This window comes from Streptococcus sp. FDAARGOS_256 (assembly GCF_002289235.2).
Taxonomy (GTDB): domain Bacteria; phylum Bacillota; class Bacilli; order Lactobacillales; family Streptococcaceae; genus Streptococcus.
Window position 1 is genome coordinate 1,507,863 of record NZ_NTGM02000001.1, and the last position, 16,054, is coordinate 1,523,916.

13 protein-coding genes and 1 riboswitch are annotated in these 16,054 nt (G+C 42.2%); all 13 genes read right to left on the reverse strand.

Going from position 1 to position 16,054, the window contains the following annotated elements; translation table 11 throughout:
- Window positions 1-199: 199 nt before the first annotated feature.
- A complete protein-coding gene (locus A6J84_RS07460) occupies window positions 200-928 on the reverse strand; it encodes an ABC transporter ATP-binding protein (protein WP_000136201.1) in 729 nt (242 codons plus the stop codon).
- The gene (locus tag A6J84_RS07465) at window positions 928-1,935 is read right to left on the reverse strand and encodes an ABC transporter substrate-binding protein (protein WP_000754537.1); all 1,008 of its coding nucleotides are present in this window, start codon (window positions 1,933-1,935) and stop codon (window positions 928-930) included. The genes A6J84_RS07460 and A6J84_RS07465 overlap by 1 nt, the downstream gene beginning before the upstream one ends.
- A gap of 38 nt (window positions 1,936-1,973) precedes the next feature.
- Window positions 1,974-2,732: an ABC transporter permease gene (locus tag A6J84_RS07470; RefSeq protein ID WP_001245135.1), complete on the reverse strand. Its 759-nt coding sequence runs from the start codon at window positions 2,730-2,732 to the stop codon at window positions 1,974-1,976.
- Window positions 2,695-2,985: an MTH1187 family thiamine-binding protein gene (locus A6J84_RS07475; RefSeq protein ID WP_000647687.1), complete on the reverse strand. Its 291-nt coding sequence runs from the start codon at window positions 2,983-2,985 to the stop codon at window positions 2,695-2,697. Before A6J84_RS07475 ends, A6J84_RS07470 begins: the two co-directional genes overlap by 38 nt.
- A gap of 70 nt (window positions 2,986-3,055) precedes the next feature.
- Window positions 3,056-3,158, reverse strand: a riboswitch (TPP riboswitch).
- 103 nt (window positions 3,159-3,261) lie between these two features.
- Window positions 3,262-5,895: a DNA polymerase I gene (gene polA / locus A6J84_RS07480; RefSeq protein WP_095726351.1), complete on the reverse strand. Its 2,634-nt coding sequence runs from the start codon at window positions 5,893-5,895 to the stop codon at window positions 3,262-3,264.
- Window positions 5,896-6,024: 129 nt separating this feature from the next.
- The gene (locus A6J84_RS07485; protein ID WP_095726352.1) at window positions 6,025-8,628 is read right to left on the reverse strand and encodes an SIALI-17 repeat-containing surface protein; all 2,604 of its coding nucleotides are present in this window, start codon (window positions 8,626-8,628) and stop codon (window positions 6,025-6,027) included.
- A gap of 116 nt (window positions 8,629-8,744) precedes the next feature.
- The gene (locus A6J84_RS07490) at window positions 8,745-9,866 is read right to left on the reverse strand and encodes a CHAP domain-containing protein (RefSeq protein WP_095726353.1); all 1,122 of its coding nucleotides are present in this window, start codon (window positions 9,864-9,866) and stop codon (window positions 8,745-8,747) included.
- A gap of 99 nt (window positions 9,867-9,965) precedes the next feature.
- The gene (locus tag A6J84_RS07495) at window positions 9,966-10,232 is read right to left on the reverse strand and encodes a Veg family protein (RefSeq protein ID WP_001278165.1); all 267 of its coding nucleotides are present in this window, start codon (window positions 10,230-10,232) and stop codon (window positions 9,966-9,968) included.
- Window position 10,233: 1 nt separating this feature from the next.
- On the reverse strand, window positions 10,234-11,586 hold the full coding sequence (dnaB, locus tag A6J84_RS07500) for a replicative DNA helicase (protein ID WP_000852476.1): 1,353 nt from the start codon (window positions 11,584-11,586) through the stop codon (window positions 10,234-10,236).
- A 43-nt stretch (window positions 11,587-11,629) separates the two neighbouring features.
- Window positions 11,630-12,082 carry a 50S ribosomal protein L9 gene (rplI, locus tag A6J84_RS07505; RefSeq protein ID WP_095726354.1) on the reverse strand — a complete coding sequence of 151 codons (453 nt, stop codon included), beginning with the start codon at window positions 12,080-12,082 and terminating at the stop codon, window positions 11,630-11,632.
- Window positions 12,079-14,052: a DHH family phosphoesterase gene (locus A6J84_RS07510; RefSeq protein ID WP_095726355.1), complete on the reverse strand. Its 1,974-nt coding sequence runs from the start codon at window positions 14,050-14,052 to the stop codon at window positions 12,079-12,081. The genes rplI and A6J84_RS07510 overlap by 4 nt, the downstream gene beginning before the upstream one ends.
- Before the next feature lie 156 nt (window positions 14,053-14,208).
- The gene (locus A6J84_RS07515) at window positions 14,209-15,387 is read right to left on the reverse strand and encodes an acetyl-CoA C-acetyltransferase (protein WP_063645821.1); all 1,179 of its coding nucleotides are present in this window, start codon (window positions 15,385-15,387) and stop codon (window positions 14,209-14,211) included.
- Window positions 15,388-15,468: 81 nt separating this feature from the next.
- Entirely contained in the window at window positions 15,469-16,017 is a 549-nt protein-coding gene (gene hpf, locus A6J84_RS07520) for a ribosome hibernation-promoting factor, HPF/YfiA family (protein WP_000599111.1), read from the reverse strand.
- Window positions 16,018-16,054: the final 37 nt, after the last annotated feature.

The window sequence follows — 16,054 nt, forward strand, 5'->3', positions numbered from 1 at the left end:
TTATCCTCCTTATTATCTATAATGGTTCAATTATATTATACAGTTCCATTACAAAATGTCAACTAAAATTTATTTATTTTTATATTAACTTACCATTTCTTTAAATATTAAGCCTAATCATGCATGTTCATCAGCTTTGAAATAAAAAATACAAGCAAGGATTTCGCTTGTATTTAATATATTCTAATTTCCTAAAAGGCTACGTATTTAATCCCAATTCTGCTAATATTTGTCGTTTGTAGGCAATCTTTTGGACTTCCTTGTCCTCGTCTCCAGACCAATCTAGTTTAATTTCTGAAACAATCTGCCCAGGACGATTTTTCAAGATATAGATGCGGTCGCTGAGATTGAGGGCCTCTTCGATACTATGCGTGATGATGAGGGTCGTCAGCTGTAGCTGTTTGTGAATTTCCAGATACCAAGCATGAAGTTCCATCTTGGTCATCTCATCCAAGGCGCTAAAGGCCTCATCCAAGAGAAAGAGCTTGTGCCCAAAAAGATAGGTCCGAAGCAAGGCTACACGCTGGCGCATCCCTCCGCTGAGTTCGTGAGGATACTTGTCCCGTACCGCTGTCAACTGGAAGGTCGCAAGGATGTCATCCGCTCGGGCAATAGCCTCTGCCTTATCCACCTTTTGAATCAAGAGGGGCAGTATGATATTGCCAAGCACTGTCTTGTGCTCCAAGAGGAGATCCTTTTGCAACATATAACTCACGCGCCCCTTAGGATTTGCCTCGCTATCAAGGATAATTCGCCCAGACTGGACTTCTAAAATCCCAGCGATTAGGTTAAATAGGGTGGTCTTCCCAACACCACTAGGTCCCAGGATAGAAACTACTTCACCTGAAGTCACCTGCAGGTTGATATCTTCTAAAATCTTTTCATCGCCATAGGCATAGCTTACGTGTTCTAGTCTAATTTCTGTCATTATTTTACAAATTCGTTAGTGAAGCCTTTGTCTGTCAAATCTTCTTTAAGGATACCATTTTCTTTATCCCATTTGTAGAAAGCATTCCAGCGAGCTGCGTCAAATTGTCCCCATTTTTCCTTGTCGCTTGCGTATTCTTTTGACAAGTATTTTTGAGATTCGATGACAAAGTCACGTTTTTCCTTGAGTTCAGGTGCATTCTTGATGAGAATATCTGCAGCTTCTTCTGGGTGTTCCATAGCATATTGGTAGCCTTTTTTGATAGCTTGGATGACTTTGCGAGCTTCTTCTTTGTTGTCTTTTAGATAGTCGTTATTTGCGATGATAACTGGTGAGTAGTAGTCAAACTCCTTGACATAGTCTTTCAAGTACATGAAGTTAGCATCTACGCCTTGCGATTTGGCAAGGATACCATCCCAACCGTAGTAGATCCAAGCAGTGTCAAAGACGCCATTGGCAATCGGTGTGATCGAGTTTGAGTCGTTGTTTGGTACTTTTTCGACCTTCTCAAAGTCTCCACCTTGTGATTCTACTAATGTTTTCAACATAGCTAGCTCCGTTGGATCATTCCAAGTACCGTATTTCTTCCCAACCAAGTCCTTTGGACTGCTAACATTGTCAGATTTACGAGAGATGATTCCTGATGTATTATGTTCTACGATAGCAGCAACGGCAGTGATTCCTGCTCCTTTTTCCAATTTTTTAGCCATGTAGTCTTGGAAATAGATGGCAAATGGTGCCTTGCCATTGATCACCAAGTCAGATGAGCTTTCTTCTGGTGGCAATTTCAAGTCAACATCCACTCCAGCTTCTTTGAAATAACCTTTTTCCTTAGCAACATAAAGCCCTGTGTGGTTAGTATTTGGCGTCCAGTCTAGGATAAAGTCAATCTTCTTGAGTTCTGCTTCTTTATTGTCCTTAGAAGCAGTCCCTTGACCACAAGCCACCAGCACGACAGCTACAAGAGCTGTCACAAGCGTTAAAAACACTTTCCATGTTTTCTTCATCTTCATTTCCTCTTTTCTTTTTCTAAAACATCCTTATCTTAGGGACGTTTCCATTTAATCACATATTTTTCACTAATATCGACCAACTTCATACCCAAAAGGCTGATAATCGACACCAGAATAATAATGGCAAACATGGTATCATACTGAAACAGTTTTTTAGACTGAATCATATAAACACCAAGACCTTCAAAACCTCCTAGCCACTCGGACACCACGGTTGTGATAAAGGCGTAGGAGACACTGACCCTCAGACCTGCATAAAAGTAAGGCAGGCTGACCGGGATTTTAAAATGCCACAGGATTTGCCAGGGCTTGGCTCGCATCAGACTAAACAAGGTCAGCATATCCTTGTCACAATGCCTAAATCCATCCAAAATACTGACGATGATAGGGAAGGTTGTCGTCAGGATAATCAAGACAATCTTGGGCAAAATTCCATAGCCTAGCCACAAGACCAGGATAGGGGCTATAGCAATGGTCGGAATGGTCTGAACAACCACCATCATAGGGTAGATAAGATCATTGAGCCAAGTCAGACTGTCCATAAGCACCGCCATGATACAGGCAATCAAGACTCCCAAGACTAGACCTAGCAAAGCCACTCTCAAGGTCGCCCAGCTATGGTGCCAGAGAAATTCTCTGTCACGAACAAAGGCCTGGAGAATTTCAAAGGGAGTTGGTAGGATAAACTTGGGTAAAAGTTTGAATATTCCTGCTAACTGCCAGATTGACAAGACTCCTAGAAAACCCAATAGACTAATATGTCGTCTCAGTATACTTTTCAAGTTTCTCATCAATACTTAAAATTTCTCCTACATTTATTTTGACATTGGCAAAGACATTATCTGCTTCCTGCCCTGCCACTTCTAGCGCGTCTTTGAGAATACGCATGAGCTCATCAAACTCCCCTTCCAAGACCGTTTCAAAAGGTGTCACCACCATGGTCACGGACTGCGCCTGCAGATAAGCAATAACCTGATCGATAATAGCAATTCGATTAATCCCCTGTGATAGGGGCAAGACTTGCAAGGCAATGCTTGCTTTCATAAAAACCTCCTTTTCTCAGGTTTCCCTTTGACAAAAAGAAAACCTCTTCCATATATGGAAAAGGTGCAGAATTCGGCTAAGTATCGTTCCCTACGCTGGCATTACCCAGATCAGGTGCGGTCGAAGTTTAACACTTCCTCTCAGACTGTACACAGACTCCCATATCTTATATGGAAATATAGTAACGCAAATACTAGTAAAAGTCAAGGAAACTGCTTACAGAAACCTATGAAAAAGAGTTTGAAGGCAAATGCTTCAAACTCTTTCATAACTTTCTTATTTAGCCTCGTACCAGGTTGCTCCTTCATTCTCATCAGCAATGAGTGGAACACTGAGCTGGATGGCTTCTTCCATGGTTTGTTTCACTAAAACTTTAACGACTGCTAGTTCTGATTTCGGAACCTCAAGGACGATTTCATCATGCACTTGCAACAGCATCTTGGTCTGATAGCCACCTTCAACTAGAGCCTTATCTAGCTGAATCATAGCAATCTTAAGAATATCTGCTGCCGAACCCTGGATAGGAGAGTTGATGGCAGTCCGCTCTGCAAAACCACGAATGTTGAAGTTACGCGAATTGATATCTGGTAACTCACGACGACGCTTGAAGAGGGTCTCTACATATCCCTTATCACGCGCTTCACGTACCACTTCTTCCATATAGTTTTTGATTCCAGGAAAACGTTCAAAGTAAGTGTCAATGTAGGCTTTGGCCTTCTTACGACTAATACCAAGATTGTTTGCCAAACCAAAATCTGAAATCCCGTAAACCACTCCAAAGTTTACCGCCTTGGCATTACGACGGTCGTTTGGAGTCACATCTTCAGGACGTTCAATGCCAAAGACCCGCATGGCCGTTGAAGTATGGATGTCAGCTCCTTCTTGGAAAGCCTTAATTAAGTGCTCATCTTTAGAAATATGAGCCAAAACGCGCAATTCAATCTGTGAATAGTCCGAGCTGAGCAACACACTATCCTCCCACTCAGGAACAAAAGCCTTACGAATGAGACGACCTTGCTCCAAACGTACAGGAATATTTTGCAAGTTTGGATCCACACTAGACAAACGCCCAGTCTGAGTCAAATCTTGCACATAGCGCGTGTGGATCTTACCATCATCCAAAATCCAGTCCTGCAAGCCAATCACATAGGTAGATTGAATCTTAGCAATCTGACGGTAGTCGAGGATTTTTTTAACAATCGGAGCAATAGGAGCTAGTCGCTCAAGCACATCCATGGCTGTCGAGTAACCTGTCTTGGTTTTCTTGGTGTATTCTAGAGGCAGACCAAGCTTTTCAAAGAGAAGGACGCCTAACTGCTTAGGTGAATTGATATTAAACTCCTCACCAGCCAGTTCGTAAATCTCTTGAGTGAGTTGCTCAATGACGACCTCATTTTCAGCCTGCATTTCAAGTAGGGTTTCTTTTTTGACCTTGATCCCAGCAATTTCCATCTTAGCAAGGACAAAAGCCAGAGGTTGCTCCATGTCATAGAGAAGGTCTAACTGTCCATGTTCACTGAGTTTTTCAAGTAAAACCGGCTCCGTCTCAACCAATACAGCAACCTTGCGAGCCAAGTGCTCCAAGAATTTCTCTCTCTCAGGGATAGCTTTCTTGACCCCCTTACCGTAGAAAGTCTCATCATCGACCAAGTATGTTTGACCGTAGAGATTCGCAATGGTTGAGATTTCATTGTTCTCGACTGTTGAGAGTAAGTATTTTGCCAAGCGACTGTCAAAAGCAGGTGCCTGGAGGTTCAAACCCAAGCGATTTAAGAGAACCTTAGCTTTTTTAAAGTCATACACTTTCAGAGGTGTTTTTTCTAGAAAATCCTTGAGAATCGGCTCCTGCAAGAGCTCAAGTTTATCTGTAGTGTAAAGTTTATCCCCACAGGACCAGGCAAAACCAACCAAATCATCTGTATGGTAATTTTCACCAAAGAGTTCAAAGTGGAAGATAGAGTCGGCACTCAGCATGTCTTGACTGACGTGGTCAACGATGGCGAAATCCAAACTTTCAGGCACATCTGTCGATGAAATATTTAAAGCTTGTTTGAGCTGTTTGAAGCCCATCTCATCGTAGAATTTCCCAAGATTTTCCACATCTGGGCCATTATAGACCAAATCGTCTAGTCCAATCTCAATTGGTGCCTGAGTCTCAATGGTCGCTAGTGTTTTCGATAAAAAGGCCTGTTCCTTGTCATTGATGAGATTTTCCTTCATCTTAGAAGCCTTCATCCCATCAATATTTTCATAAATACCCTCAAGCGAACCATGCTCCAGCAAGAGCTTGATACCCGTCTTTTCACCGATTTTCGTGACGCCAGGGATATTATCAGACTTATCCCCCATAAGAGCCTTAAGATCAATGAACTGAGCTGGTGTGAGGCCCATCTTTTCCATGAGATAGTCTGGCGTAAAAGCCTCAAACTCAGCCACACCTTTCTTGGAAATCTCAACCACCGTATGCTCATCCGTCAACTGGATCAAATCCTTGTCTCCACTGACGATAGTCACATCAAAAGAATCCTGCTCAGCCAAGCGACCTAGGGTCCCGATGATATCATCGGCTTCATACTGGGCCAACTCATAATGGCGAATCCCAAGGTGGTCTAACAACTCACGAATGAAGGGAAATTGCTCACGAAACTCATCTGGAGTTTTAGCACGGCCACCCTTGTAGTCTGCATACATCTCTGTTCGGAAAGTCGTCTTGCCTGCATCAAAGGCTACCAAAACATGACTGGGCTCAACCCGCTCCAAGACATGATTCAACATGAGTTGAAAGCCATAGATTGCATTGGTATGAAGGCCATTAGCATTTTTAAAACGATCCAACTGCTGATAGAGCGCAAAAAAAGCTCGAAAAGCAACAGAAGATCCATCAATTAATAATAATTTTTTCTTGTTCATACACCCATTATAAAGGAAAGCAAGGAAAAATACCATCGGAAAGAGCTGAAAAACGTGGACTTGTCCCTATTTCACCATAAAAAAGAAAAGGACTATTCAAATCCTTTTCTTTTATTGATTTCATGCGATTTATTTGTTCAATTTTCTCTTTGCAAATGGTAGCAAACCAAGAAGGAGACCAATAAATCCTAGCGATGCAACTGCTGAAGCATCTTGGCTTCCTGTATTTGGAAGGAGTTGCTCATCTGTTGCTGCAGGCGCTTTGTAGGTACGATCTTGTTCAGTTCCAAAAGTAGGGCTTGTAGCCAAAGGAGCTACACTGCCAGTGTATTCTGGAACTTCGTTTACTGCTGGTTCAATCTTTTCAGCGTAGGCTGGAATATTGGCTACTGCTGGAGCACCACTTTCTGCATAAACTGGGACATTCGCTACTGCTGGAGCACCGCTTTCTGCATAAACTGGAACAGTCGCTACTGCCGGAGCACCACTTTCTGCATAAACTGGAACATTTGCTAGGGCTGGGGCACCGCTTTCTGCATAGGCTGGAACATTCGCTACGGCTGGTGCGCCACTTTCTGCATAAGGCAGAGCATTGTTTACTATTGGGGCACCGCTTTCTCCGTAAGCTGGAACGTTCGCTACGACTGGTGCGCCACTTTCTGCATAGGCTGGGAGTTCATTTACAGCAGCTTCTACCGCATTTGCACCTTTGTTGTATTCTGGCAACTCTGCAGTTGCAGCTTCCACTGCGTTCACCCCACCTTTAAAGTCTTCAATTTCAAGAACAGCCGACATGACACTACTTAGAGACTTAATAGCATCCTCATAGTCTACTAAAGCTTGTTGCAAGTCTTTTACTTGACTATTCTTGTCACCAGAAACTTGTAAACTTGATAATTGCGCTTTAATCTTAGCAACTTGCTCTTCTAATTTACTTAGCTCAAGTTTTTTCGCATTACTATTTTCTTCTGCCGCTTCCTTATCTGCCGCAGCGAGTTTTGCTTGGTCCTGGTCAGAAAGTTGAGATTGAGTTTTTGCTTCGGCCGGTGTCACCTGATCACTATCTTCTGCCAAAAAATCTGCCAACAAGTCTGAGGCATCAATGTCGCCTTCTTCAATGGCTTTCAAGATAGCATCCTTGCCAATCACTTCTTTAGCTGCCTTAATCGCAGCTTCCTTATCAGTGATAGTGGCATCCTTGTTGATATCATCGATGGTTGATTTTTCAATTTTTTCTAAGGTAGCGATTAAATCTGAGCGAACTTTGGCTGCCTCTTCCGCCGCTTCCTTGTCCGCTGCAGCCAGTTTAGCTTGGTCCTGACTTGAGAAATCTTCTTGGCTCATCTCTTCGACCGGTGTCACCTGATCACTGTCTTCTGCTAAGAAATCGTCTAACAAGTCGGACGCTTCGATGTCACCTTCTTCAATGGCTTTCAGGATAGCATCTTTGCCAATCACTTCTTTAGCTGCCTTAATCGCCGCTTCCTTATCAGTGATAGTGGCGTCTTTGTTGATGTCTTCGATGGTTGATTTTTCGATTCCTTCAAGAGTTGAAAGCAATTCTGAGCGAACTTTGGCTGCCTCTTCTGCTGCTTCCTTGTCGGCTGCAGCCAGTTTAGCTTGGTCTTGACTTGAGAAATCTTCTTGGCTCTTCACTTCGGCCGGTGTCACCTGATCGCTGTCTTCTGCCAAGAAATCATCTAACAAATCTGACGCATCAATGTCACCTTCTTCGATAGCTTTCAAGATGCCGTCCTTGCCAATCACTTCTTTAGCTGCCTTGATCGCTGCTTCCTTATCAGTGATAGTGGCATCTTTGTTGATGTCGTCGATTGTCTCTCTTTCAATTTTTTCTAGGGTAGCGCTTAAATCTGAGCGAACTTTAGCTACATCAACCTGAGCCTCTTTATCAGCTTCGTCTAACTTAGCTTGGTCTTCATCTGTGAATTCTGATACAGGTTCAACTACTGTTTTGTGCTCGCTCGTATCTGCTGGCCAGTCTACAATAACATCACCAATCTCCAAATCCTCATCTGCGATAGCCTTCAAAAGGTCTTCTTTACCGATCTCTTCTTTGGCTTCTTTGATGGCCGTTTCTTTATCGGTGATTGAAGCGTCTTTTTTAATATCTTCAATTACAGCATTTTCAAGAGATTCTAGGGCTTGAACCAGAGCATCCGTCGCTTGAGAAACTTGTTCTTTGGCATCTTTTTCAGCCTGGTCTAGTAGAGCCTTCTCCTCAGTAGATAATTTTTTATTAGTTTGAGCTTCAGGACCTGTTACCACAGCCTTATCTTCTGCACCTTCTGGCAATTCAGCGATGATATTATCTAGGCTGAGCTCTCCAGACTCAAGAGTGTCTGAAATATACATCTTACCGATATATTCCTTCACAGCTTCAGTTGCAGCCTCTTTGTCCTCAATTGCTTCCTTATCCTCAATATCACTAATAGCCTGTTCCTCAAGTTCATCCAAAGCCTTCATCAACTCTTCTTTGGTCATCTTAGCTGGATTTGTCGCACCAGGATTAGCTGGACTAGCGTTTTCTGATCCCTTTTCAGTTTGAGCACCGCTCTCCCCTTCTGTTCCAGCTTGTGGTTGTGCAGGAACAACTGCCTGCTCTTCTGCTTTCCCTTCATCTGCCTTAACTACTGAAGGCTGTGAAACGAGTACACTAGCACCCAATACAGCTGCACTTGCTAAACTTGTTAAAATAACTTTCTTCTTGTCCATTAGACAAAGCCCCTTTTATAGTTTTTAATGTTATTATATTATACTATTTAAAGAACGTCAACTAATTCGATATCCATTTTAAAATTTTATGAACAAGAAGAAAGCCTGTATGATGTTTAAGAGACACTTCCTATTCTTGCCCCATCACTGTTGAGTCTATAGCCATCAATAATCGTATTAACAGCTAAGGCTCCCGAAGCATCGACATAGTAGTGTTTACCCGAGACTTGGAACCATTGACTAGCTTTCATCCGACCAGATTCCTCTAAGTAATACCAAGTTCCCTTGTCTTTAACCCATCCCGTCTGCATCTCACCCGAAGCCTTTAGATAATACCAGTGAGAGCCATCCTTAACCCAGCCAGTTGACATGGCCCCATTTTCTTTTAAATGATACCAATTGCCATTAACTTTTTTCCATCCTGTCGCTAGCTTACCATTCTCTCGGTAATACCAACTCCCTCCTTCTTTTTTCCAGCCTTTCACTGTATTGATTAACTCTGCATACTGCACATATCTTCTAGCACCACTGTAGGATAGATAGCCGAGCCACTTATAACCATCCTTTTCAATAACCTGATCATAACTCACACTCTCACCAGCATAATAGTAGTCAATAACCTGTCCTGTGCTTGACGGTTGGTCCATAATAGGCGATTTCCCCGTGAATACTATTGTCCCGCTGGACGGAAGCTCTGAGTTATGAGAACCCTCACTCACACTATGGTTAGCGGATAAATCCCTGAAATGAATAAAACCTGTCATCGAACTAGCCTTGACTTTTCGACGGTTATACTTTTCTCGAACCCCATAGTTATACTCTTCGATTTCAATCGTATCCCCCGACACATTTGATACCCAGGCCACGTGCCCATAATAACCTTCTGTCGACCAAGCAATAGCCCCAACTTCTGGCTTAGTATCCACACGGTAGCCTTCTCGCCTTGCACGATGTCCCCATTCATTTGCATTTCCATAGGCAGGAGGAATCTCAAAGCCATTTACACTACTCAAACGAAAGGCCGCAAAAGAGGTACACTGGCGAGAATACATCCGCCACTGATCGATTTCAACACTACCATTTTTGTAGTGAAGCGGATAGTCATCTCCACGCGCTACACTATCAGCTTGAACCGATTCTCCACCAAACAAAAAGGTACTTGTAACAAACAAAGTAGCCAGCCCTACACTCAACTGAGTACATCTACTCTTCTTAACTCCTGATTTAAAAAACGTCATTCATTCTCCTTAATAATATAAATTTCCGAGGTTCCCCTCGTTTATACTATTCGGGAGAAAAAGAAAAAAGTGAGCAAAGCTCACTTCATTTTAGGATTCTTAGTCTAGATAGCGAATCAAGTTCTTTTCTGTCAAGATATCTGAGTAGGTGAAGGATTCAACATAGACATTGGCTTGTTTGTCTCCTTCAACATCCCCAAATTCAACGATAAATAGAGATGGATAAACCTCAATTAGCTTACCCAATCTATTTTTTTGGCGCTTACGGCCATTCTCCAAAGTCATTTCAACGACTTGTCCCTCATGCGCCTTGATCTCTTCTTTGATTTTTTTCATCTTGGCTACATCTGTAAATGCATCTGACATCTTATGCCTCCCTCTTTGAGATACTTGAAAATTTATTGTATTCTTTTTGGAAAATCAATTCCACCGTTCCACGAGCTCCACTACGGTTTTTCTCGATGATAACCTCAACCTTGTTATTTGGAATTCCTTCCTCTTCTTCACCCGCACGATCGTAGTAGTCGTCACGGTATAGAAAAGCTACGATATCCGCATCCTGCTCGATAGAACCCGATTCACGAATATCAGACAAGACTGGTCTCTTATCCTGACGCTGTTCCACTCCACGAGATAGCTGACTGAGAGCAATGACTGGAACCTTTAATTCCTTGGCTAGAATTTTCAACTGACGAGAAATTTCAGAGACTTCTTGTTGGCGGTTCTCACGACCAGTCCCTGTAATAAGCTGTAGGTAGTCTATCAAAATCAATCCTAGATTGCCCGTTTCTTGAGCCAGTTTGCGTGACCGCGAACGAATTTCCGTGATCCGAATCCCTGGCGTATCATCAATATAGATACTCGCGTTGGCTAGGTTCCCTTGGGCAATGGTATACTTTTGCCATTCCTCATCAGTCAATTGACCTGTACGGATAGAATGGGACTCCACTAATCCTTCGGCCGCCAACATACGGTCTACTAGACTTTCCGCACCCATTTCCAGTGAAAAGATGGCAACCGTCTTGTCCAACTTAGTCCCAATGTTCTGAGCAATGTTCAAAGCAAAGGCCGTCTTACCAACCGCTGGTCGCGCCGCTAGAATAATTAATTCCTCCTCATGGAGACCTGTCGTCATATGGTCCAAATCACGGTAACCCGTTGCAATACCAGTGATATCCGTAGTTTGTTGTGACCGAACTTCTAGGTTCCCAAAGTTGATATTTAGAATATCTCGGATGTTCTTGAACCCACTACGATTGGCGTTTTCGCTAACATCAATGAGTCCCTTTTCAGCCTGAGCGATGATTTCATCTGCAGGCTTAGAAGCCTCATAAGCTTGGTTGACAGACTCTGTCAACTTGGAAATCAAGCGACGAAGCATAGCCTTTTCGGCTACAATTTTAGCGTAATATTCTGCATTGGCTGAAGTTGGTACAGAGTTGACAATTTCAACAAGATAAGACAAGCCACCAATATTTTGGAGATCGCCTTGGCTATCCAAAATCGTTCGAACCGTCGTCGCATCAATCGCTTCCCCACGATCCGACAAATCTACCATCGCTTGGAAAATCAACCGATGAGCATACTTAAAGAAGTCACGAGAATCAATGTATTCTCGGACAAAAACGAGCTTACTCTCATCTATAAAAATAGCCCCCAGAACAGATTGTTCTGCTAAAATATCCTGAGGTTGAACTCGCAGTTCCTCTACTTCTGCCATCCAACTTTCCTTCCTTTTACAATCTTGTCAAGAGGTTGTAAACTTAACCTTCTTTTACACGAAGATTGATGACACTTGTGACATCTTGATAGATCTTCACTGGTACATCAATCAAACCTACTGCTCGAATTGGTGCTTGCACTTGAATATTGCGTTTATCAATCTTAATACCAAACTGCTTTTGCAATTCTTCTGCAATTTTCTTGTTAGTGATGGAACCAAATGTACGGCCATCTGGTCCAACCTTTTCAACAAACTCTACAACTGTTTCTTCTGCCTCAAGCTTAGCCTTGATGGCTTTTGCTTCAGCAATCATTTCAGCATGAGCCTTTTCTTCTGATTTTTGTTTTCCACGCAACTCACCCACTGCTTGAGCAGTTGCTTCCTTGGCCAAATTCTTTTTAATCAGGAAGTTTTGAGCGTAGCCAGTTGGTACTTCCTTAATTTCGCCTGTCTTCCCTTTTCCTTTAACATCTGCTAAAAAGATTACTTTCATTCTTCTTTCTCCTTTTCCTTTAGTTCTTCCAAGATTAGTTGAGTCAATTTTTCTCCTGCTTCCGACAAACTCATATCCTCGATTTGCGCGGCAGCTAGATTAAAGTGACCTCCACCACCCAACTCTTCCATAATGCGTTGCACATTGATTTTACTACGACTTCGAGCCGAGATAGAGATAAATCCTTGTGTATTTTTTGCTAGAACGAAGCTGGCTTCAATACCAGACATAGCCAACATAGCATCGGCAGCTTTACTGATAACAACTGTGTCATAAGACATTGAGTCCTTAGCTTGGGCAATCAAGATATCTGAACCTAACTTACGACCTTGTAAAATGAGTTCATTTACCTCACGGTACTCTTCAAAATCTGTCGCAGCAATCTCCTGGATAGCAATACTGTCACTTCCCCGTGTTCTCAGATAGCTAGCCACATCAAAGGTTCGGCTCGTCACGCGAGATGTGAAATTCTTGGTATCCAGCATCATACCAGCCATCAAAACACTGGCCTGCATACGACTCAAACGATTCTTCTTAGAATTTTGGAACTGAATCAATTCTGTTACCAACTCACTGGCACTACTTGCCCCACTTTCAATATAGGTGATGACTGCATTCTCAGGGAAATCCTGATCACGTCTATGATGGTCAATAACAATAGTTTGAGTGAACAAATCATAAAAATCTTTTGACAAAGTCAAAGCCGTCTTGGAATGATCCACCAGAATCAATAATGAACGGTTTGTAACTAACTTCATCGCATCTGTAAGAGATAAAAGCTTCGTGACATCTTCCTTCTTCAAGAACTGAATAGCACGTTCGATATCTGCTGGCATATGGTCTGCATCATAGACAGCATAACTGTTCTCAATAATATTACTTGCAAACAACTGCATACCAACAGCAGAGCCCAAAGCATCCATATCTAGATTTTTATGACCGACTACAAAAACTTGGTCAACACTTCGAATCTTATCAGAAATGGCTGTCATCATGGCTCTGGTACGTGTACGAGTACGTTTGATAGATGCAGCAGTCCCTCCACCAAAGTAGACAGGATTCTTGGTTTCGTTATTTTCCTTGACCACCACCTGGTCACCACCGCGAACTTCTGCTAAGTTCAAGTTGAGCAAGGCAATTTTCCCTATCTCTTCATGGTTTCCATCACCATAAGAAAATCCCATACTTAAAGTTAGGGGTAGATGCCTCTGTTTTGATTCTTCTCGGAAAGTATCAATAACGGAGAATTTATCATTCATCAATTCCTCTAGTACCGTGTAATCTGTGAATACATAAAAACGATCCATCCCCACACGGCGAGAAAACATAGCATACTTACTAGCAAATTCTGAAACAAAATTGGCTACAAAACTATTGATATGACTGATATCTGAGTCAGATGTCGCATCCTCCAAATCATCATAGTTATCTACCGAGATGACTCCAATGACTGGACGACTAGTTACCAATTCAACAGTTGCTTCGTACTCTCCAGAAACATCAAAGAAATACAAAACACCTGAAGCCTTGTCCATATGGACAGCATATCGTGTTTCGCCCAAGGTAGCATACGAACCTGGATTCCCAACAGAAGCCTTGATGATGGTTTGAATTAACTCAACATCAATTTCCCCTTCTTCAGTAGTTAAAATCAGCTCAGCATAGGGATTAAACCATTCCACTTCTCCGCTTGATAAGTCTAATTTCAGGACTCCCACCGGCATTTGATCAAGCAAAGTACTCAAGCTATTTTCGGCTTGGTGATTTACATATTGGATTTGTTCAATTTCGCTCTTTTCATACTGTTTTTTTTGCCAAACGAATAAAAGCAAATAAAGTAGTACAAATAAAAACAAAACAGTGATTGTTACAGCAAGATTATGTGAAAAAATAATCAGCAAAGTTAAGATTCCGAAAGTTGCAAGTCCTAGCAAGACTGCAGAAAACGGGATTAAATTATTTTTTTTCATTCTAAACCTCTTGCGCATTATTATATCACAAAAACCCTTAAAAAGCGACCTTTTAAAAGATGCAAGCCTTTCTTTCATGATTGATTTCTCTAACTTCAGACACAAAAAGAGGAGGGAATCATCACCCTCCTACCCACGTGTTCAGATCACTAACACCTAACGTTCCACGATAAGGGCAGTCCCCATCCCTCCTCCGATACAGAGAGTTGCTAACCCAGTTTTAGCATCACGTTTCATCATCTCATGTACCAGCGTTACTAGGATACGGCAACCGGAAGCCCCAATTGGGTGACCAAGAGCAATGGCGCCACCATTGACGTTGACAATATCTGTGTTGAAACCAAGTGTTTTACCAACTGCACAAGCCTGGGCAGCAAAGGCTTCATTTGACTCAATCAAGTCGAGATCTTCAACTGTCAAATTGCCTTTTTCAAGAGCCTTGCGAGTCGCATAAATCGGTCCACATCCCATCATCTTAGGATCCAAACCTGCACTTGCATACGAACGAATGCGGGCAATCACTGAAAGGCCTAATTCTTCAGCTTTTTCAGCACTCATGATTAAGACAGCTGCTGCCCCGTCATTGATTCCTGAAGCATTTCCCGCTGTGACAGAACCGTCTTTTTTGAAAACAGGACCTAGCTTAGACAAACTCTCCAAGCTAGCATCTTTTCTAGGATATTCATCTGTATCAAAAACGATAGGATCGCCTTTGCGTTGAGGAATGACAACTGGAATAATCTCTTCTTTAAAGCGACCAGATTCTATAGCTGCAACTGCTCGTTTTTGTGACTCTAAAGCAAGAGCATCTTGCTCTTCTCGACTGACACCATATTCTTCAGCCACATTCTCGGCTGTAATTCCCATATGGTATTCGTTAAAGGCATCAGACAAACCATCCTTGAGCATGGTATCAACAACTTTCGAATCACCCATACGGCCGCCCCAACGGAAACTTGGCAAAACGTATGGAGCCTGACTCATGTTTTCTGCACCACCAGCTACGATAATATCTGCATCGCCACATCGAATCGCTTGAGCAGCCAACTGCACGGCCTTCAAACCGGAACCACAAACCTTGTTGATAGTAAAGGCTGGTGTAAATTCAGGGAGTCCTGCATGAACGCTCATTTGACGAGCTACGTTTTGACCTAAACCAGCACCCAGTACATTCCCCATAATCACTTCGTCTACCTGCTCTGGTTTGACATTGGCTTTTTCCAAAGCACTCTTAATAACCAAAGCTCCCAAATCAACAGCTGAAACATCCTTCAAAATTCCTCCAAAGGAGCCTATTGGAGTTCGTACTGCCGAAACAATCACCACGTCTTTCATAACTGCCCCCGTTTATACCTTTTATAATAATGCAATACAAAAGTGGTTTACACTGGTGTAAACCACTTTAAAAATTCTATTTTATGATTCTTTCACTTCTAACAAACCAACTTCACCATCTTCACGGCGATACAAAACATTAGTTGTTTGATCTTCTACATCTACATAGATAAAGAAATCATGTCCCAATAAATCCATTTGGAGAAGAGCTTCTTCTAAATCCATTGGCTTCAAATCAATTTGTTTTGAACGAACGACTTTTGGTTGCACAACATTTGCATCTTCAACTAGAGCGTCTGTAAAGAGTTGACTTGTCGCAACTTTGTTTTTATTCTTACGTTCGATTTTAGTTTTATTTTTACGAATCTGACGTTCAATTTTATCTGTTACAAGATCGATAGAACCATACATATCTTGAGAAATATCTTCAGCACGAAGAGTGATAGATCCAAGCGGAATTGTTACTTCAACCTTTGCTGTTTTTTCACGGTAAACTTTCAAGTTCACACGTGCATCCAACTCCTGCTCAGGTTGAAAATACTTTTCGATCTTTTCGAGTTTAGAAACTACATAATCACGAATTGCTTCTGTTACTTCTAGGTTTTCACCACGGATACTATATTTAATCATATAAGTACCTTCTTTCTAAACATTTTTGTTTTTCTAA

Excerpts from the sequence above, each read along its gene's own strand:
- A6J84_RS07460 (WP_000136201.1), bottom strand. The coding sequence starts at position 928 with ATGACAGAAATTAGACTAGAACACGTAAGCTATGCCTATGGCGATGAA.
- A6J84_RS07465 (WP_000754537.1), bottom strand. The coding sequence starts at position 1,935 with ATGAAGAAAACATGGAAAGTGTTTTTAACGCTTGTGACAGCTCTTGTA.
- A6J84_RS07470 (WP_001245135.1), bottom strand. The coding sequence starts at position 2,732 with ATGAGAAACTTGAAAAGTATACTGAGACGACATATTAGTCTATTGGGT.
- A6J84_RS07475 (WP_000647687.1), bottom strand. The coding sequence starts at position 2,985 with ATGAAAGCAAGCATTGCCTTGCAAGTCTTGCCCCTATCACAGGGGATT.
- polA (WP_095726351.1), bottom strand. The coding sequence starts at position 5,895 with ATGAACAAGAAAAAATTATTATTAATTGATGGATCTTCTGTTGCTTTT.
- A6J84_RS07485 (WP_095726352.1), bottom strand. The coding sequence starts at position 8,628 with ATGGACAAGAAGAAAGTTATTTTAACAAGTTTAGCAAGTGCAGCTGTA.
- A6J84_RS07490 (WP_095726353.1), bottom strand. The coding sequence starts at position 9,866 with ATGACGTTTTTTAAATCAGGAGTTAAGAAGAGTAGATGTACTCAGTTG.
- A6J84_RS07495 (WP_001278165.1), bottom strand. The coding sequence starts at position 10,232 with ATGTCAGATGCATTTACAGATGTAGCCAAGATGAAAAAAATCAAAGAA.
- dnaB (WP_000852476.1), bottom strand. The coding sequence starts at position 11,586 with ATGGCAGAAGTAGAGGAACTGCGAGTTCAACCTCAGGATATTTTAGCA.
- rplI (WP_095726354.1), bottom strand. The coding sequence starts at position 12,082 with ATGAAAGTAATCTTTTTAGCAGATGTTAAAGGAAAAGGGAAGACAGGC.
- A6J84_RS07510 (WP_095726355.1), bottom strand. The coding sequence starts at position 14,052 with ATGAAAAAAAATAATTTAATCCCGTTTTCTGCAGTCTTGCTAGGACTT.
- A6J84_RS07515 (WP_063645821.1), bottom strand. The coding sequence starts at position 15,387 with ATGAAAGACGTGGTGATTGTTTCGGCAGTACGAACTCCAATAGGCTCC.
- hpf (WP_000599111.1), bottom strand. The coding sequence starts at position 16,017 with ATGATTAAATATAGTATCCGTGGTGAAAACCTAGAAGTAACAGAAGCA.